Raw genomic sequence first — 17,643 nt, 5'->3', positions numbered from 1 at the left:
TATACGGAGGCATGACCATGACCGAAACCGATCTCGCCACCCGCTATCGCGCGTACATCGACTGCCTGAACCGCCAGGACTGGCCGGCGCTCGGCGAGTACGTCTCCGACGACGTGATCCACAACGACCGGCCGCTCGGCCTCGCCGGCTACCGCGCGATGCTCGAACAGGACTACCGCGACATTCCCGATCTGCGCTTCGAGATCCGGTTGCTCGCGTGCGAGCCGCCTCGCATCGCGTGCCGGCTGCGCTTCGCCTGTTCGCCGAAGGGGACGTTCATGGGGCTCGCTGTCGACGGCCGGAAGGTCACCTTCGCCGAGAACGTGTTCTACGAATTTCATGACGGCAAGATCCGCCAGGTCTGGTCGGTGATCGACAAGGCGGCGATCGAGGCGCAGCTTTAGCCCCGTCGCGGCGGCCGCTCGCCGGTCGCGACCGACACACCGATACCCGTCGTGATGGGCTTCGATCCTTATGGATAACGTTTTCTCTCATTATCCATCGTAAGCACGTCGACATTCAGTCTTGCCGCCTGCCGCTTCAGCACACGCCACCCGCACGATACTCGCTCACTCATCGAGAGAATTTCGGGCGATTCCCGCGTAATTCCGATCAGAACGCCCGCCTCCTCATTCCCACCATTCGGGTTTTCACCGGCGCATCCTGCATGAAAGTTCATTGACATCGCGTCGCTGGATGCCTAAATTTGGAAAACGTTTTCCAATGCTTCAGCGCGACGCCGGTCACGGCCCGCGCAGGGGGAACGCTTGCCCGCTCGAGTTGTGATTCAGGCCGTCCGCCTTCAGGGATCAGGGTTTCAAGGCAACGGTCGGGTACGGGCATCGAGCGCGGCAACGGCCACACCGGCCCGTCCTTCATCACTATTCAAAACTGGAGACACAATGCATCCGCGCAGCAGATTCGCGCTCGGCGCCGCGCTCAGCGCCCTTTCCGTCGTGTTCGTCAGCGCGTGCGGCGGCAACGACGTGACCGACACGCCGCCGTCATCGCCGCCCCCGTCCACGACACCGACGCTCGCGGCGAACTCGCTGCAGGCGCTCGTCTACGGCGCGCCCGACACGAGCGTGCCGGCCGGCACGAACATTCCGGTCACGATGATGGGCCAGATGCGCGCGCTGTTCGACCTGATCCGGAAATCGCCCGACTTCACGCAGGTCGTGATGGATCTCGGCGACGGTACACCCGTCCACGTGCTCGACACGAACACCGGCGACAAATTCCTGCCCGGCAAGCTCGCGCTCGGCCTGTCGTACATCCTGATCGACATGAAGTCGAAGAACGACCCGCAGTATGCGAGCTACCTTGCGACGTACCAGACGATCACGACCGCGATGATGGCGCAGTCGGGCGGCAACTACACGTATGCGAACACGTCGTGGGGCGAGTACTACTACCTCGTCGCGCTGAACAACCTGAAGGCACACGGGATGCTCAACGAAGTCTTCAGCGACGCGATGCTCGCGACGCTGCAGCAGCGCCTCACCTTCTGCGACATGTTCGGCCCTGATGCGAGCGGCAAGACCAGTACGTGCCCGGCCGCCGGCACGCCGATCGACATTGCGTCGCTCAACACCGCGCAGAATTACTATGCGGTGTCCTACGGAATTGCCGGGCTGCGCCAGAAGCTCGGCTGGAGCAGCCCGACCTTCGCCTCGAAGACCGATCCGTCCGTCGCGACGATGGGCGCGCGCGACGCGCTGCTGTACACGCTGACGAACCACATCCGCAACGACTCGTCGGGCGGCTTCTCCGACGAAGCGTCGAACACGCACACGACCTACTATGACCAGGCGCGCTTCGACCGCTACAGCACGCTGCTGATCGGCGAAGTGGTCGAGCGCACGTTCGAGATGGACAACGTGGCGAATCTCACGCCCGAACTGAAGGGCTATCTGCGCAAGTCGGTCGACCTGATCCTGCCGCAGCTGAACGCCAACGGCCAGGGCTTCAACTACGGCCGCTCGATCGGCCCGTACGGCGATTCCGCATTCATGGAAGTGCTGACGGCCGCCGCCAACGCCGGCGTGCTGACCGACCAGGAGAAGCAGGTCGCGTATGCGTTCATCTACCAGGCCGCGCATCGTTTCGACACGTACTGGTACGACCCGTCGCTGCCGACGCCGTCGGTGAACATGTGGGTCAAGGGCCGCGGCACCGACGCGTATCGCGGCAAGCCGCGCGTGATGGGCGAGAACTTCAGCCTGCTGCACCAGTACCTGTATGTGAACGCGTGGTGGAACAAGCTCGGCTTCGGCGGGAAGGCGCCGATGGCCGATGCGGACTACGGCACATGGCTCGACGCGCTGCCGCGCTACACGCTTACCTGGTACAACCAGCCGACCGATGCGGCCCATCCGTACAGCGCCGCACTGCTCACCGTGCGCGACGGCCGGCGCGTGATCAACCTGAACCTGAGCCAGGCGCCCGACTACAACTCGTTCACGCCGTACTACCCGGTACCGTTCTCGGACAAGCTGATCTACGGCACGACCGATCTCGGTTATGCGCTGCTGGTGCCGCAGGTGACGTACAACGCGAAGACGTACATTCCCGTCACGTACTACAAGAACCTGAACGTGCAGCAAAGCAACGGCCAGGTGATCGTGTCGTTCGATACGACGAAGTTCCGTCTCGCATCGAAGAACGCGGCATACACGACCGATCTCGACCTGCAGGTGCATACGGTGCTGACGTTCGCGCACGGCACCGTCTCGCGCAGCGATACGCTGAGTTCGGGCACGCTCACGGGCAACCTCGCGGTCGAGACGGACTTCACGTCGTTCGCCGATTTCGCGTCGACGCAGGCCAACGGCGACGGCGTGTCGGTGACTTACGCGAACAGCGCCGCGACCGGCTATGCGGCATCCGGGTTCGACACCTGCGCGCTGTCCGCCTTCGACACGGCGAACGGCACGACGAATCCGCTGTCGACGACGCCGATCGGCCAGCTGCATTCGAACTTCGCGTGCACGACGAAGCCGTTTGCACTCGGCGCAGGCACGACGCGCACGTTCGGGTGGTCGCTGAAGTACGCCGATCCGGCCTGAGCCGTGTGATGCACGCCATGTGAACCCGCCCGAAGCCGGTCGCTGAAACCGGCTTCGGGCGCTTCGGAACAACACCGGCATTCCCCTCTACCCGCGATACCCGCTCACAGCCACCCGGCTGCTGCCATATACGCGCCGAGCGCGATCAGCGCGACGAAGAAGCAACGCTTGAACGACTTCTCGCTCATCACGCGTCGCGCATACTGCCCGCCCGCCATCCCTGCCAGCGCCGGCACGAGCGCGAGTGCCGACACACCGAGGTCGACCGTCTGCAACGCGCCCGACACGTGCAGCTGCAGGCCGAGCGCGATCGTCGACGCGGTGAACGACAGCCCGAGCGCCTGGATCAGGTCGTCCTTCGACAAGCGCAGCGCCTGCAGATAAGGCACGGCCGGCACGACGAACACGCCGGTCGCGGCCGTCACGACGCCCGTCAGGTAGCCGACCACGGCCGACAGCCATTTCTCGTGGCGACCCGGCGCGGGCAACCGCGCAGCGGCCAGCCCCCACAGCCCGTAGAGGATCAGCACGACACCGAGCGCCGCGTGCGTCCACGTGCTGCCGGCCGCGAGCGCGGGCAGGCCGCCCGCCAGCGTGCCGATCGTCAAACCGGCGAGCAGCGGCCACAGCCGGCGCAGCAACGGCCCGAACGACGGGCCGAGCCACAACTGCCACACGTTGGTGATGAACGACGGCACGAGCAGCAGGCTGGCCGCGGCCGACGGCGGCATCGCGAGCGTCAGCAGCCCCATCGCGATCGTCGGCAGTCCGAGCCCGATCATTCCCTTGACCGCGCCGGCGAGCAGGAACACCAGCACGACGATCGTCAGCGTATGGATTTGCATGGAAGGCCTTCCGTCCGGTTGAGTACGGCGCCGATGGTGCCTCCCCGCCGTGCTGCCCGCCATCTGGTTTTGCCTGAGGCTGGCTAGGGCCCGCCGCACGGGCCCGTCACGCCCGCCGATCCGGCCCCACGAATCACCCCCGACCCTGCTCGCTGTCGAGGTGCGCCATCTGTGCGGCCGGATAACGGTCGCCGGCAGCCGCCCCGGCGGGTACCGCCGCTTCGATGCGAGCGAGATCATTGACCGTTAGTTGCAATTGAGTCGCCAGCAGGCCGTCCTGCAGTTGTGTGCGCTTGCGCGCGCCGACCAGCGGCACGATGTCGACGCCGCGCGACAGCACCCACGCGATCGCGACCTGCGCCGGATTGCCGCCCTTCTCGTCGGCGATCGCGCGCAGCGCGTCGACGAGCGCGAGGTTGTGCGCGAGGTTTTCGCCCTGGAAGCGCGGGCTTGCCGCGCGGAAATCGCGCTCGCCCTGCCGTGCCGTACTCCAGCGCCCGCCGAGCAGCCCGCGCGACAGCACGCCGTAGGCCGTCACGCCAATGCCGAGCGCGCGGCAGGTCGGCAGGATGTCGGCTTCGATTCCGCGCGACAGCAGCGAATATTCGATCTGCAAATCGACGATCGGCGCGACGGCCGCCGCGCGGCGGATCGTGTCGGCGCTGGCTTCGGACAGCCCGATATGGCGCACGTACCCGGCTTTCACGAGATCGGCGATCGCGCCAACCGTGTCCTCGATCGGCACGGCCGGATCGACGCGCGACGGCCGGTAGATGTCGATGTAGTCGGTGCCGAGCCGCTTCAGCGAATACGCGACGAAGTTCCGGATCGCGTCGGGTCGTGCGTCGTAGCCGGCAAACCCGCCGGCCGGATCGCGCAGCGCGCCGAATTTCACGCTGATCAGCACCTGGTCGCGCGTGCGGCCGCGCAGCGCGTCGCGGATCAGCATCTCGTTGTCGCCCATCCCGTAGAAATCGCCGGTGTCGAGCATCGTGATGCCGTTGTCGAGCGCCGCGTGCAGCGTGGCGATACTTTCGTCGCGGTCGGCCGGCCCGTAGAAATCCGACATCCCCATGCAGCCGAGCGCGATCGCCGAAACCTGCGGGCCCGTGCGGCCCAGTTGACGCGTGTCCATGTCCGTTTCCTTCAAGTGGTGAGTGGATGGACCGGATTCTGGACGCTTCGCCATGCGCGATAAACGCGAAACGTTCCACCAAACCATTCGACGCTGATTAACAATGGAGCCTGTTCCCATCCCCGCCGAGACTTCCGCCCGCATGGACCATCTGCAAGCAATGCGCATCTTCGCGCGCGTCGCCCATCTCGGCAGCTTCACGAAAGCGGCCGAGCAGCTGCAACTGCCCCGCCCGACCGTCAGCAATGCCGTCCAGTATCTGGAGAAGCACCTGAAGATCCGCCTGCTGCAGCGCACGACGCGGCGCGTCGCGCTGACGGCCGAAGGCGCGACCTACTACGAGCGCTGCGCGCGGCTGCTCGCCGATCTCGACGATGTGGAAACGCTGTTCGAGGATGCCGGCACGTCGCCGCGCGGCGTGATCCGCGTCGACCTGCCCGAACGCTTCGCGCTGAACCAGGTGATCCCGGCGCTGCCGGATTTCCACGCGCGCTACCCCGACCTGCGCGTCGTGATCAGCACGACCGACCGCTTCGTCGACCTCGTCGCCGACGGCATCGACTGCGCGGTACGCGTCGGCGTGCTGTCCGACACGTCGCTCGTCGCGCGGCGCGTCGGCGAGATGGCACAGATCAACTGCGCGTCGCCCGCGTATCTGGCGCGCCACGGCACGCCGCGCTCGCCGGACGAGCTGCCGGACCACATCGCGGTCGGCTATTTCTCGAGCCGGACGGGCCGCGAGCTGGACTGGGAATATGCGGACATGGATTCGGGCGAGGTGCACACGGTGAAGATGCAAAGCGTCGTGTCGGTCAACAGCTCGCAGGCGTATCTCGCGTGCTGCGTCGCGGGCCTCGGACTGATCCAGGCGCCGCGCGACGGGCTCGCGCCGCTGCTCGCCAACGGGTCGCTGGTCGAAGTGCTGCCGGAGTGGAATGCCGGGGCGCTACCGGTATCGGTGGTGTTTCCGACCGGCCGGCACCTGGCGCCGCGTGTGCGGATATTCGTGGACTGGCTCGCGGAAACGCTCGGCGGCATGCACCGGGCGGGCTGACGCGGGCCGGCGCCAGGGCGCCCGGCCCCGGTCACCAGCCGCCGGTCGCCGGTCGCCGGTCGCCGGCCGGTCGAAACGATCAGAACTTGTGGCGGATCGCGGCGCGTACCGCGAACTGGTTCGACGATGCCGACGGGCCGTCCGTCCCGACGACATAACCGCCGTCGGCCGCCGTACCGGTCTTGTCGCCGGCCACCTTCTGCCACGCGCCCTGCAGGTAGACGTCGGTGCGCTTCGACAGGCTGTAGTCGGCCATCAGGCCGACCGTGTGGTACTTCGGCTTGAACGAGCCGGCAGTCGCATCGAACTTGCCGTCCGTGTACACGTACTGCGCGCCGAGATAGAAATCGGGCGTGAGCTGGTACTTGCCGTTGATCTCGAAGTTCTGGAACTTGGTCGCGGTCAGCCCGAGGGCGGCGAACGTCGAGGCCGGCAGGTAGACGGTCGACACCGGGTTCTTCACGTCCGTCTTCGTGTAGACGAAGCCGACGGTGGCCGGGCCGAACGTGTAGTTCACGCCGCCGCCGAAGATGCGCAGGCGGTCGGCGACGAAGTTCGCGTCGTCGGCCGCGATCGCGCCCGCGTTGCCGATGCCCGGGTTGTTCGCCTGCAGGTACGCGGCCGCGACCTGCAGCCCGGCCAGCGAATACTGCGCGCCGATGCTGTACTGGCGGTTGTTCGAGAAGCCCGTGCTGTTGCTGAAGCTGTACGTGCCGCCGAATGTCAGGCCGTTCCAGTCGGGGCTCGCGTACTTGACCGTGTTGTTGACGCGGAACGAATTGTCCGTGTTGTCGTTGTCGAACGGGTGCGAGAACAGCGTGCCGCCCCAGTTGCCGTTCGCGGTCAGCGGCGCCAGATAGTCGACGACGGAGTCGTACTGGCGACCGAAGGTCAGCGTCCCGAAGCGCGACTGGCTCAGCCCGACGAACGCCTGGCGGCCGAACATGCGGCCGCCCTGGCCGAGCCGGCCGTTGTTCACGTCAAAACCGTTTTCCAGCGTGAAGACCGCCTTCAGCCCGCCGCCGAGATCCTCACTGCCCTTCAGGCCCCAGCGGCTGCCCTGGGCGTAGCCGCTCGCGAGCTGGTAATTCGTCTTTCCGACCCCATTGACGTTGACGTTGTTCGTGTAATTGAAGCCTTCGTCGATCAGGCCGTACAGCGTCACGCTGTTCTGGGCAAAGGCCGGCGCGGCGAACGCAGCGAGCGCGGCGGCAAAAATGACGTGCTTCTTCATGACGGATCTCCGGAGCCGAGGGCCGGGCAGGCCGAGCGCCCGGCGAATGTTTGATCTGTTGTATGTTTGGCCCGCAGGGCGGACGACGCGGTGTGCGGCCGCGTGAGGACAAAATGGTGTCACGTCGCAAACCGTCCGTCCATCGGGGGTTCGTCACCGCGCGCAAAGCGTTGCGCTCGTCCAACTGCCCCGTTGCGCGGATAGCCTGACCCGGCTTATCGGCAGCGGCAGGCAGGCCCGCCATCCGCGTAAACCCGGCAGGCGTCGCATCGGTGGCACAATGCGCATCCGTTCGCCATTTCTTCACGAAGTCATGCTTCACCCCGATTCATGCGCGGCATGCGCCGGCCGCGCCCGCGGCCCGCGCCGGGTGGCGGCCCGATGACCGCGCCCGCCCGGGCCGGCCGCTACGCCGAACTCGATTTCTTCCGCGGCCTCGTGCTGCTCGTCATCGTCGTCGACCATATCGGCGGCAGCATCCTGTCGCGCGTGACGCTGCATGCGTACGCGCTGTGCGACGCGGCCGAGGTGTTCGTGTTCCTCGGCGGCTTCGCGACCGCCATTGCGTACAACTCGCTCGCCGAGCGGCACGACGAGGCCGCCGCGCGCCAGCGCTTCATCCGGCGCGCGTTCGAGATCTATCGCGCGTTCCTCGTGACGGCCGGGCTGATGCTGCTGATCACCGCCGCCCTGAACGCGCTCGCGATCGACGGCCCGAACATGCCGACCAACGACCTCGACGGTCTGCTGCACAAACCGCTCGCCGCGCTGCGCGACATCCTGCTGTTCCGCCGCCAGCCGTACCTCGCGTCGGTGCTGCCGATGTACGCGTTCTTCGCGCTGCTCGTCCCGCTCGCGCTGCCGCTCGCGCGCACGCAGCCGTGGCTGATGCTGGCGTTCAGCGGGTCGCTCTGGTACGCGGCGCCGCATGTCGCGCGTTTCCTGCCGACCGTCGAAGGCGCGCCGTGGGATTTCAACCCGTTCGCGTGGCAGTTCCTGTTCGTGCTCGGCGTGATTGCGCGCTGCCAGCCCGTGTACCAGACGCTCGCGCCCAAGCCGCAGGGCTGGCTGCTGACGGCCGTGTCGCTCGCGATCGTCGCGGCCGGCGCGTACTACCGGCTGCGCATCGAGCCATTCCCGACCGATCCGTCGATCAAGCAGAACCTCGGCGCGCTGCGCCTCGTCAACTTCCTCGCGATCGCGTGGCTCGCCGCCAAGCTCGTGCACCTCGGCTGGATGAAGAAGGTCGCGCACGCGATGCCCTGGATCGGCACGATCGGCCGGCAAGGGCTGCTGTGCTTCGTCGCGGGCACCGGCATCTCGCTCGCGGTCGATTCGTTGCTTTACCAGGCGACCGAAGGCTATCTCGACGTGAAGCTCGGACTGATCGCCGACGTCGTCGCGATGGGCCTGCTGTATCTCGTGGCCAAACTCTACGGGCCGCTCGTCGCGCGGCTGCCGTTCCGTTCGCGGCGATGACGCGCCGCGCCGTCATGCGCCGCTGCTACGATAGCCGGCGCCTCTCCTGAAACGCTTCGCCATGCGCCGACTCGCCCTTCCGTTCGCCATCGCCCTGATCGCCGGCTCCATCGCCACCGCCCGCGCCACGCCGGCCGCGCCGCCGGTCTCGCCCGTGCCGCCGCCACCGGCCGTCCAGACCGCGACGACGCCGTCGACCGCCCAGGAGTCGCCGGTCAACCCGGGCAGCAGCGTCGTGCTGCGCACGTTCCGGTCGGCGTCGCTGAAGCGCGAATGGTCGTACACGGTCTACCTGCCGCCCGGCTACAACCCGGAAGGCGCGCGCTACCCCGTGATGTACCTGCTGCACGGCAATGCCGGCAATGCGAACGACTGGGTCACGCAGGGCCGGCTGCAGGCCACCGCCGACACGCTGATCGAGCGCCACGAGATTCCGCCCGTCGTGATCGTGATGCCGCAGGGCGGCACCGACTGGTACGTGGACCGCAAGGAGAAGATGCAGAGTGCGTTCCTCAACGACCTGTTACCCGAGGTCGAAGCGCACTTCGCGGTGTCGAACCAGCGCGCGGGCCGCGCGATTGGCGGCGTGTCGATGGGCGGCTTCGGCGCGCTGCGCTTCTCGCTGCTCGAACCGGGGCTGTTCTGTGGCGCGATGCTGCTGAGCCCCGCGATCTATGCGAACGAGCCGCCGCTCAATTCCGCCGCGCGTTATGTCGGCGTGTTCGGCGACCGGCAGTTCGACGCGCGCGTGTGGCACGAACTCAACTACCCGGCGCTGCTGCGCGGCTATTTCGCGCGCACCTGGCGCGTGCCGATGTTCATCGCGGCCGGCGACGACGACCTGACGATCCAGGCGGAATCGAGCGTGCTGTACACGCACCTGCGCCGCGCGCAGAACCCGGCCGAGCTGCGCATCGTCGACGGCGGACATACGTGGGACGTGTGGCGCGGGTTGCTCGGGCAGGGGCTGAAGTACGCGCTCGAGTGCGTGAAGTAAGTGCGGGCGGGCGTTGCCGCGCCCGCTTTCGCTTGACCGGCAGATAGCCGGGGAACGCAAGATCCTGCGCGAGTCATCCGCGCGCGCCTGTCGCGCCCGCCATTGCGTTCAAAGCCACGTGCCGCCCTGCCGCTCGCTCGGTTCCTCGTTAAGCGCGTCGAAGTCGTGAATCCAGTCCAGGTGATGCAGCACGCTGTCGCGTTCGGCCAGACGCGCGTTGCGCGCCTGCGCGGCCGGCCCGTCGGGCAGGTGCAGCACGTCGGCCGCCGAGATCGACGCGTACTGCACCTTGCGCGTGCGGCCGCGACGCAGCCGCTCGTAGGCTTCCTGCGCTTCGCGCCAGTTGCCCGGCCCGGCCTTCGCGAGTTGCGCCGCCAGGACCACCGCATCCTCGATCGACTGATTCGCGCCCTGCCCATGATGCGGCACCAGGGCATGCGCGGCATCGCCGATCAGCGTCACGCGCCCACGGCTCCAGCGGCCGAGCGGCGGACGGTGGAACAGCCCCCAGCGCTGGCTGATCGGCACCGCGGTGATCATCTGCACCACGGCCGGATGCCAGTCCCTGAACACGCGCAGTTGCTCGCCCTCCTCGGCCGGCATGACCCAGTCGCGCGACGGCCACGGTGACGGATGCCGCTCGACCAGCAGGAAGTTCTGGTCGCCGTTGTCGCCGATCGGATAGTGCAGCAGATGCCCATGCGGCCCGACCCAGAACTGGATCGTGTCGGGATCGGGCAGCAGGTCCATGCGCGCGGCCGGCACCACGCCGCGAAAGCCCGAGCAGCCCGAATACAGCGCGTCGTCGTAGCCGAGCATCCAGCGCCGCGTGATCGAACGCGCACCGTCCGCGCCGATCACGAGATCGGCCTCGACGCGCACGCCGTTGTCGAACGACAGCGTGACGCGATCGGGATGCTGCGCGAGATCGACCAGGCGATGGCCGAGATGGATGCATTCGAGACCGACCGCCTTCGACAGCAGGGCCTGCAGATCCGCGCGATGCACGCCCCAGTACGCGCCGCCGAATTGCCGGCGATAGTCGGGTTCGCCGCGATGATGGCCGATCACCGCGCCGCTGCGCCCGTCGCGATACACGAGGCCCGGGATGTCGGCACACACCGCATCGAAGGCCGCGCGCAAGCCCATGCGTTCGTAAAAGCGCGTCGCATTGGCCGACAGCGCGACGGCCGCGCCGACTTCGCGCAATTCATGAGTCTGCTCGTAGAGTTGTGCGTCGATGCCGTGCTCGCGCAATGCGAGCGCGAGGGTCAGGCCGCCGATGCCGGCGCCGACGATCGCAATCTTCAGGTTCGTCTGCATGATGAAGGTGTCTCCGATCTTCCTGTGTGGGGCGCGCGACTTGCGCGGCGGTCATGTCGAATGCATGTGCCGTATCGGTATTTTCAGGAGTGGACTTTCATCCCGCAATAAAATGAAATGAATCTGCTTCATCACGGAATGCAATGAACCGGGCCACGCAAAACCCATGGAACTGAGCGAGATCGACCTCAACCTGCTGCTGCTTTTCCAGCGGCTGATGCAGGAGCGGCGCGTGTCGAGCGTCGCCGAGCAGATGAACATGAGCCAGCCGGGCGTCAGCAACGCGCTCGCCAAACTGCGCCGCCGGCTCGGCGATCCGCTGTTCGTGCGCGGGCCCGGCGGCGTCGTGCCCACGCCGTTCGCGCTGCAGCTGGCCGACCCCGTGTCGCAGGCGCTCGCGACGCTACACGCCGCGCTGAATCCCGAGACCGGTTTCGATCCGCTGCGTGCAACACGCACGCTGACCATCGGCATGACCGATATCGGCGAAGTCGTGTTCCTGCCCGCGCTGCTCGAACACCTGTCGCGTGCGGCACCGGGCATCGCGCTCAATACCGTCCGCAACACGAGCGTCAACCTCGGCGACGAGATGGCCGACGGCCGCGTCGATCTCGCGATCGGCCTGCTGCCACAGCTCAAGGGCGGCTTCTATCAGCGCCGGCTGTTCGATCAGCGCTATGTGTGCCTGTTCCGGCGCGGGCATCCGCTCGAGGAAGCGCCGCTGACGGTCGAAACCTGGCGTGACGCCGAACATCTGGTCGTGGTGTCGGCCGGCACCGGTCACGGGCAGGTGGACGAATGGCTGCAACGGCGCCGCGTGAAGCGCCAGGTGCGGCTGACGGTGCCGCATTTCATGAGCGTGGGCTACATCCTGCAGCGCACCGACCTGATCGCAACCGTGCCCGAGCATCTCGCGCTGCAGCTCGCCGCGCCGTTTTCGCTCGGCTGGCGTGCACTGCCCGTCACGCTGCCCGGTGCGCCGATCCACATGCTCTGGCATACGCGTGTCAATCAGGACGAAGGGAACCGGTGGCTGCGCGACGTCGTGGTCGACCTGTTCGCGGAGACGGGCGCGCGGGCGCGGAAGGCCTTGCCCGGCCGGAAGAAATAATCGCCGCCACCGAGCGGTCGCATGCGCTTTACGACATCGCTCGAATGCTCGAATCCGTGCGCCGCACATTTCGACTACATTGCCGAAGGGGTGACGCCATCGAACCTCTGCCGCCTCGTTCCTCATTCAACCAGCAGGAAATCAAGCCATGTCTGTCTCGAAGAAATTCGCAGCCGTCACGGGCGCCGGCTCCGGCATCGGTCGCGCAGCGGCCCTCGCGCTCGCCCAGGCGGGATTCACCGTCGCGCTGCTCGGACGCAAGGAAGCATCGTTGCGCGAAACGCAGGACGCGATCCGCACCGCCGGCGGCGACGCGCAGGTATTTCCCGCCGACGTCACCGACGAAGCCTCGGTCGACCACGCGTTCGCGCAAATCGCGCAGCAGTTCGGCCGGCTGGATGTCCTGTTCAACAATGCCGGCCGCAATGCGCCTGTCGTGTCCCTCGACGAATACGACATCGACGTGTGGAACAGCGTCGTCGCGACGAACCTGACCGGCGTCTTTCTGTGTGCACGGGCCGCGTGGCGCCTGATGAAAGCGCAGACGCCGCAGGGTGGCCGCATCATCAACAACGGCTCGATCTCCGCGCACGCGCCGCGCCCCGATACGATCGCGTACACGGCCACCAAGCACGCGGTGACCGGCATCACCAAATCGCTGGCGCTCGATGGTCGCCGGTACAACATCGCGTGCGGCCAGATCGACATCGGCAACGCCGCGACGTCGCTCACGGAACGGATGACACAAGGCGTCCCGCAAGCGGACGGCAGCCTCGCGCCCGAGGCGCGCATGGACGTCACGCATGTCGCGAACGCGATCGTCCAGATGGCGAACCTGCCGCTGGACACGAACATCCTGACCATGACGATCATGGCGACCGCGATGCCGTTCGTCGGGCGCGGATAGAACGCGCCATGGCCTGCGCGGGCGGACATCGCTTACGGCAGCGGGCGATGCTTCCCGCGTACAACACGGTGTTCCCTTGCTCATGTGGGCCTCGGCCGTCCACTACGGAAAGGGAAAACGCCGCGAACAACCCGTCTTTGGGGCGATAGCGGCCATCGGCGCGGCAATTCTGTTTGTCGGATGAACAATGACTGACGTACCGTACTTCTCCCAGTGGGAGTCGCGGATGCTGATCGACAAGTTTCTTTCCGGCGAGCTCCGCTCGGAAGACGATCCGCTCTGGCACGAGTCGGGCGCCGGTAGCCCCGAGGAGTATGCTCAATGGAGCCCGCACATCTGCGGCATCGCATGCCTGAAGATGATGCTCGCGCATCGCACGAGACGCGTGGTCCCGCTGCTTGATCTGGTTCGCGATGCAGTGACCTTCGGCGTGTATCGCCCCGAACTGGGCGATGACGGCAAACGTCTGCTATACCGCCCCTTCGTGCAATGGCTTGGCGAGCGCTTCGGGATTCGGGGCAGCGTCGTCGAGCATACGGAATCGGCGCGCCTCGACGACAGGCTTCGCGACGGGCACATGCTCATGGCGTCGGTCCATCCGGGAATCCGGCATCGCGATTTCGAGCCGCCGGGGCGTGGTGGCCATCTGGTACTTGTGCTCGGCGTGGACGCACAGTCCGGCGACTGGATCTTTCATAATCCGTCGGGATTTGAACTGCACACGCAGGAAAACGTGACGATGCGGCGCGACACCTTCGATCGTTACTTTGCCAATCGAGGGATCCTGATCGCCCCACAGGATTGACTATCCTCAAACATCCGGATCCGGAATCCGCGCCGACTGAATCACCACCAGCGTATCGCCCGCCTCGATCCTGCACGGCGGATCCTCGTAGAACGAAAAGATCTTCCCGCACCGATCGAGCCCGACCACGATCGCGCCCGGCACCACATTCGTCAGGCAGCCGATCTCGTGCGGCAACGCCTCGCGCTCCAGCAGCGTCGCCCGCCCGCGCGTCGACAGCATGTCGTTCACGAACGGCACGATGTAGCGGCTGTGAACGGCATCCGCGAGCAGCAGCGCGCCGATCTTCGTCGACGACACGATCACGTCCGCGCCGGCCTGCCGCAGTTGCCGCTGATACAGGTTCTCCTGGATCCGCACGACGATCTTCGTGTCGGGTGCAATGCTGCGCACCGACAGCGTCAGCAGGATCGCGGTCGGATCGTCGGTCACCGAAATGATCACGGCCTTCGCCGCGCGCACCTGCGCCTGCTGCAGCAGATCCTCATGGGCAGGATCGCCAAGCAACCCGGTCACGCCGAGCGACGTCGCGGCTTCGAGCGCCTGCTGCTGCGAATCGATCACGATGAGCGTCGCGGGATCGACGCCGCTTTCCAGCAACTCGCGCACCGCGATCGACCCCGACAGGCCATAACCGCACACGACGATGTGGTCGGACAATTGTTTCTGCAGGCGTTTCATGCGGAATTCCTCGATGACGCGCTGGATCACGAACTGATACGCCGTGCCCAGGAAAATGAACCAGATGACGATACGGATCGGCACGATGAAGAACGCATCGAGCAGGCGGGCCCGCGCGGTGACGGGCACGATGTCGCCGTAGCCAACCGTCGCGACGGTCACCATCGTGAAGTACACGAGATCGGCGACGGTCATCGGCGTGCTCTTGGTCGAATCGCGCAGGCCGTCGCGATCGAGATACAGCACGATGAACGCGAGCGTGCACAGCAGCACGACCGCGCCGAGGCGGAACAGCAGCGTGCGCCGCGGCGACGTCGCGGGACGCGTGAACAGCGTGCGCGCACGCGGCGCCTGCCATGGATTGCGAGCGCGACGCAGGCGTAAGCGCAACGAGCGGCGCTGGTCTGAAGGCGAGGCCAACGGGAAGTCTCCTGATGAATGCGGGCTCGATTCTACGACGGGAACCTGCTCACCCGGCCGTCACAGCATGCTGCGCGGCCGCACCATCGTTCCGTCGACGAAGCGCTGCGCGCGAAACGCCGACAGGTCGAGCGACGGCGCGCCCGTGTCGATCCATTCGGCGAGCAGCCGCCCGACGATCGGCCCCATCGCGAAACCGTGACCGCAGAACCCCGTCGCGATCGCAAGCCCCGACGGCGTGCCCGGCGCATCGATCACCGGAATGCCGTCGGGCAGCACGTCGATCAGGCCGGCCCACGCCTCGACGATCTGCGCGTCCTTCAACGCAGGGAAGATCGCCTTGAGCTTCGCGAGCGCGCGCGGCGCATGCGCGCGATTCGGCTGCGGCTGCGGATCGCGCGGCTCGATCGGCCCGGCCACGCCGTTGATGCGTGCCAGCACATCGCGCCACGCAGCGGCGCTCATGTGCAGCCGGAATTTGTCGCGTTGCGACCAGAACTCCGGCCAGAAGAGACTCAACCCGCGCAGATGGCCGAGCGTCAGGTCGACGTCGACCTGCATGTCGTCGGCGAGATTGATCGCACCGTTCGTGCGCTGCCGGATGCCGAGGCCATGCCCCCACACCGTCGCCGCCGACACCGGCGGCACCACATTGGTGCGCATGCAGGTGCCGCGCACGGCCTGCTGCGGCAGCCGGATGCCGACCCCGTCGAGCAGCCGGAAGCTGGTCGCACCGGCCGCGCAAATCACGCGCCGCGTGCGGATCGTGCCGCGCTCGGTCGCGACGCCGACCACCGCGCCGCCTGCCGTCTCGATCGCCGTCACGCCGCAGCCTTCGAAGAAACGCGCCCCGCCCTCGGTCGCGCGCGCGGCGAATGCGGCGGCCACGCGACGCGGCTCGGCCTGCCCATCGGTCGCGGTGTACAACCCGCCGAGCGTACGCGCCTGCGGCGAAAGGCCGCTGACGCGCGCGTCGATCTGCGCGCGCGTCAGCGTGCGCGTGTCGAGCCCGTGCTCGCGCGCGACGGCAAGCCACGCATTGAACGACGACCAGTCCGCTTCGTTGTCCGCAATATAAAGACAGCCGCCCTGCCGCCATTCGAGATCGAAACCGAGGGTTTCCTCTAACCCTTCCCAGATCCGCATGCCGGCCATCATCAGCGGCACTTCGGCGGACTCCCGGCCCTGCTGCCGAACAAAGCCCCAGGCGCGTGTCGACTGCTGCCCGGCGATGCGCGACTTGTCGAGCACGACGGCCTTCAACCCCCGCAGGCTCAGGTAGTACGCGGCTGCGCAGCCCATGATGCCGGCGCCGGCGATCACAACATCGGCTTCGGCCGGGAACGCCGTTTCGGCGCGGGTCAGGGCGTCGTGCAGCGGATAGGTTGTCGTCATTGTTTCCTGTCAGTCGTTAATTCCTGCGAGATGCGGGCGCGGCGGTAACGTCATGACACACCTTTCACACAAACGCACCTTACGCGACACTGAATGACGACCATTTTGCGGTAAAGTTATCTTTTCCGCGCGTGGCCGGTCGGCTCGCCATTGGACGTCATGAAGGCTGTCCGTCGAGACTGCCGCAAGGCGTCGTTCTGAACGTCACGATCCGTTCCCGTAGCATGACCATTGAAGCAATCACCACGGATTCCCTCGCGGTCGCCGAGCGCGTGCGCGAGCTGATGACCCGCAACGGCATCGGCAAGCGCCAGCAGACTACCGAGCTGTGTCGCATCCTCGACCTGAGTTTCTCGCAAGGCCACCGCAAACTGCGCGGCAGCAGCCCCTGGACGCTCGCGCAGATCAAAAAAGTCGCCGAAGCGTACGGTGAACCCGCCGCGCAACTGTTCGGCGCGCAAACGCTCGACCCCGGCATGGTCGGCGCCTATTCGCAGGAGGCCGTACTTTATGCGGGCGTCGCCGAGATTCCGTGCACCGCATGGATCGGCGCGCCGCTCGAAGCCGGCGCACGCCCCGAGTTCGTCGCCTACGAACAGAACGGCCGCTGGCGCGTGCTACGCCACACCGGCGTGCTGTATCAAAACGCGTACGACGTGCACAAGATCGAAATCTATCCGCGCCGGGCGGAGAGCGACAAACTCGTCGTCGCGGTGATCGACCCCGATCGCGTCAGCGCAACCGAACTGTGCCGCTACCTTGAACGGCAGGGTTTCGCGACGGCCGCGTTCGACGGCCTCGCGCCGTTCGTCGATGCGCTGCAGGGCCAGGCCTTCGACGCCGTGCTGACCGAGTGGCTGTTCGACGACAGCACGGCCGCCACCGCGATCAAGGCCGTGCGCACGTCCGACAATCCGGGCGCGCCGATTTTCGTGCTGACGGGCGATCTGCTCACCGGCCGCGCGAGCGAAGCCGACATCAGCGAAGTGATCCGCGCGTTCGACGTCGTCTGCTACGAAAAGCCCGCGCGCATGGCGATCCTCAGCGCCGATCTCGCGAAACGGCTCGCACGCGGATAACGTCCGCCGGGCCGGCCGCCCTTCGAGCGGCCAATGCACGCGCGGCGCCGCGGGCACGGACAGGTTCCTCAGTACAATAGCCGCACCTGTTCACGCCCACGCCGGCATCC

At 66.8% G+C, this 17,643-nt stretch carries 15 protein-coding genes; 9 read left to right on the top strand and 6 right to left on the bottom strand.

Annotated elements, in window-relative coordinates; translation table 11 throughout:
* Positions 1-17 precede the first annotated feature (17 nt).
* Positions 18-404, top strand: coding sequence for an ester cyclase (locus U5809_RS03105; RefSeq protein WP_322085483.1), 387 nt, complete (start codon positions 18-20; stop codon positions 402-404).
* A 498-nt stretch (positions 405-902) separates the two neighbouring features.
* A complete protein-coding gene (locus tag U5809_RS03100; RefSeq protein ID WP_322085482.1) occupies positions 903-3,068 on the top strand; it encodes a hypothetical protein in 2,166 nt (721 codons plus the stop codon).
* A 104-nt stretch (positions 3,069-3,172) separates the two neighbouring features.
* On the opposite strand, the gene U5809_RS03095 is transcribed toward U5809_RS03100, so the two are convergent.
* Both U5809_RS03095 and U5809_RS03090 read right to left on the bottom strand, forming a co-directional pair.
* A complete protein-coding gene (locus tag U5809_RS03095) occupies positions 3,173-3,913 on the bottom strand; it encodes a sulfite exporter TauE/SafE family protein (RefSeq protein WP_322085481.1) in 741 nt (246 codons plus the stop codon).
* A 133-nt stretch (positions 3,914-4,046) separates the two neighbouring features.
* On the bottom strand, positions 4,047-5,048 hold the full coding sequence (locus tag U5809_RS03090) for an aldo/keto reductase (protein ID WP_322085480.1): 1,002 nt from the start codon (positions 5,046-5,048) through the stop codon (positions 4,047-4,049).
* Positions 5,049-5,190: 142 nt separating this feature from the next.
* On the opposite strand from U5809_RS03090, the gene U5809_RS03085 reads away from it, so the two are divergent.
* Positions 5,191-6,102, top strand: coding sequence for a LysR family transcriptional regulator (locus U5809_RS03085; protein WP_322085479.1), 912 nt, complete (start codon positions 5,191-5,193; stop codon positions 6,100-6,102).
* 79 nt (positions 6,103-6,181) lie between these two features.
* Here the strand turns inward: U5809_RS03085 and U5809_RS03080 are convergent, their stop codons facing one another.
* Positions 6,182-7,336 carry a porin gene (locus tag U5809_RS03080; RefSeq protein WP_322085478.1) on the bottom strand — a complete coding sequence of 385 codons (1,155 nt, stop codon included), beginning with the start codon at positions 7,334-7,336 and terminating at the stop codon, positions 6,182-6,184.
* A gap of 381 nt (positions 7,337-7,717) precedes the next feature.
* Between U5809_RS03080 and U5809_RS03075 the strand changes: the two genes are divergently transcribed.
* On the top strand, positions 7,718-8,815 hold the full coding sequence (locus tag U5809_RS03075; protein ID WP_322085477.1) for an OpgC domain-containing protein: 1,098 nt from the start codon (positions 7,718-7,720) through the stop codon (positions 8,813-8,815).
* Positions 8,816-8,876: 61 nt separating this feature from the next.
* A complete protein-coding gene (locus U5809_RS03070; protein ID WP_322085476.1) occupies positions 8,877-9,812 on the top strand; it encodes an alpha/beta hydrolase in 936 nt (311 codons plus the stop codon).
* Positions 9,813-9,920: 108 nt separating this feature from the next.
* On the opposite strand, the gene U5809_RS03065 is transcribed toward U5809_RS03070, so the two are convergent.
* Positions 9,921-11,135, bottom strand: a complete 1,215-nt coding sequence (locus U5809_RS03065) for an FAD-dependent monooxygenase (protein WP_322085475.1) — start codon at positions 11,133-11,135, stop codon at positions 9,921-9,923.
* Between the two features lie 166 nt (positions 11,136-11,301).
* On the opposite strand from U5809_RS03065, the gene U5809_RS03060 reads away from it, so the two are divergent.
* From U5809_RS03060 to U5809_RS03050, 3 genes are all read left to right on the top strand, one after another.
* The gene (locus tag U5809_RS03060) at positions 11,302-12,246 is read left to right on the top strand and encodes a LysR family transcriptional regulator (RefSeq protein ID WP_322085474.1); all 945 of its coding nucleotides are present in this window, start codon (positions 11,302-11,304) and stop codon (positions 12,244-12,246) included.
* 148 nt (positions 12,247-12,394) lie between these two features.
* Entirely contained in the window at positions 12,395-13,153 is a 759-nt protein-coding gene (locus U5809_RS03055; RefSeq protein WP_282509193.1) for an SDR family oxidoreductase, read from the top strand.
* 187 nt (positions 13,154-13,340) lie between these two features.
* Positions 13,341-13,958 carry a C39 family peptidase gene (locus U5809_RS03050; RefSeq protein WP_322085473.1) on the top strand — a complete coding sequence of 206 codons (618 nt, stop codon included), beginning with the start codon at positions 13,341-13,343 and terminating at the stop codon, positions 13,956-13,958.
* Positions 13,959-13,964: 6 nt separating this feature from the next.
* Here U5809_RS03050 and U5809_RS03045 read toward each other — a convergent pair whose 3' ends face one another.
* Both U5809_RS03045 and U5809_RS03040 read right to left on the bottom strand, forming a co-directional pair.
* Positions 13,965-15,059, bottom strand: a complete 1,095-nt coding sequence (locus tag U5809_RS03045; RefSeq protein ID WP_322085472.1) for a potassium channel family protein — start codon at positions 15,057-15,059, stop codon at positions 13,965-13,967.
* A gap of 60 nt (positions 15,060-15,119) precedes the next feature.
* A complete protein-coding gene (locus tag U5809_RS03040; RefSeq protein WP_322085471.1) occupies positions 15,120-16,454 on the bottom strand; it encodes an FAD-binding oxidoreductase in 1,335 nt (444 codons plus the stop codon).
* A gap of 224 nt (positions 16,455-16,678) precedes the next feature.
* On the opposite strand from U5809_RS03040, the gene U5809_RS03035 reads away from it, so the two are divergent.
* The gene (locus U5809_RS03035) at positions 16,679-17,533 is read left to right on the top strand and encodes a helix-turn-helix domain-containing protein (protein WP_175840076.1); all 855 of its coding nucleotides are present in this window, start codon (positions 16,679-16,681) and stop codon (positions 17,531-17,533) included.
* Positions 17,534-17,643 lie beyond the last annotated feature (110 nt).

Origin of the sequence: Burkholderia sp. BCC1999 (assembly GCF_905339975.1) — a bacterium.
Taxonomy (GTDB): Bacteria; Pseudomonadota; Gammaproteobacteria; order Burkholderiales; family Burkholderiaceae; genus Burkholderia.
Note: the sequence above shows the minus strand (reverse complement) of the source record. Positions and strands in the feature narration are given on the sequence as shown.

Bases quoted from the DNA above. Each gene is read 5' to 3' on its own strand.
- U5809_RS03050 (WP_322085473.1), top strand. From the start codon at position 13,341: ATGACTGACGTACCGTACTTCTCCCAGTGGGAGTCGCGGATGCTGATC.
- U5809_RS03060 (WP_322085474.1), top strand. From the start codon at position 11,302: ATGGAACTGAGCGAGATCGACCTCAACCTGCTGCTGCTTTTCCAGCGG.
- U5809_RS03090 (WP_322085480.1), bottom strand. From the start codon at position 5,048: ATGGACACGCGTCAACTGGGCCGCACGGGCCCGCAGGTTTCGGCGATC.
- U5809_RS03035 (WP_175840076.1), top strand. From the start codon at position 16,679: ATGACCATTGAAGCAATCACCACGGATTCCCTCGCGGTCGCCGAGCGC.
- U5809_RS03095 (WP_322085481.1), bottom strand. From the start codon at position 3,913: ATGCAAATCCATACGCTGACGATCGTCGTGCTGGTGTTCCTGCTCGCC.
- U5809_RS03105 (WP_322085483.1), top strand. From the start codon at position 18: ATGACCGAAACCGATCTCGCCACCCGCTATCGCGCGTACATCGACTGC.
- U5809_RS03065 (WP_322085475.1), bottom strand. From the start codon at position 11,135: ATGCAGACGAACCTGAAGATTGCGATCGTCGGCGCCGGCATCGGCGGC.
- U5809_RS03080 (WP_322085478.1), bottom strand. From the start codon at position 7,336: ATGAAGAAGCACGTCATTTTTGCCGCCGCGCTCGCTGCGTTCGCCGCG.
- U5809_RS03085 (WP_322085479.1), top strand. From the start codon at position 5,191: ATGGACCATCTGCAAGCAATGCGCATCTTCGCGCGCGTCGCCCATCTC.
- U5809_RS03075 (WP_322085477.1), top strand. From the start codon at position 7,718: ATGACCGCGCCCGCCCGGGCCGGCCGCTACGCCGAACTCGATTTCTTC.
- U5809_RS03070 (WP_322085476.1), top strand. From the start codon at position 8,877: ATGCGCCGACTCGCCCTTCCGTTCGCCATCGCCCTGATCGCCGGCTCC.
- U5809_RS03040 (WP_322085471.1), bottom strand. From the start codon at position 16,454: ATGACGACAACCTATCCGCTGCACGACGCCCTGACCCGCGCCGAAACG.
- U5809_RS03055 (WP_282509193.1), top strand. From the start codon at position 12,395: ATGTCTGTCTCGAAGAAATTCGCAGCCGTCACGGGCGCCGGCTCCGGC.
- U5809_RS03100 (WP_322085482.1), top strand. From the start codon at position 903: ATGCATCCGCGCAGCAGATTCGCGCTCGGCGCCGCGCTCAGCGCCCTT.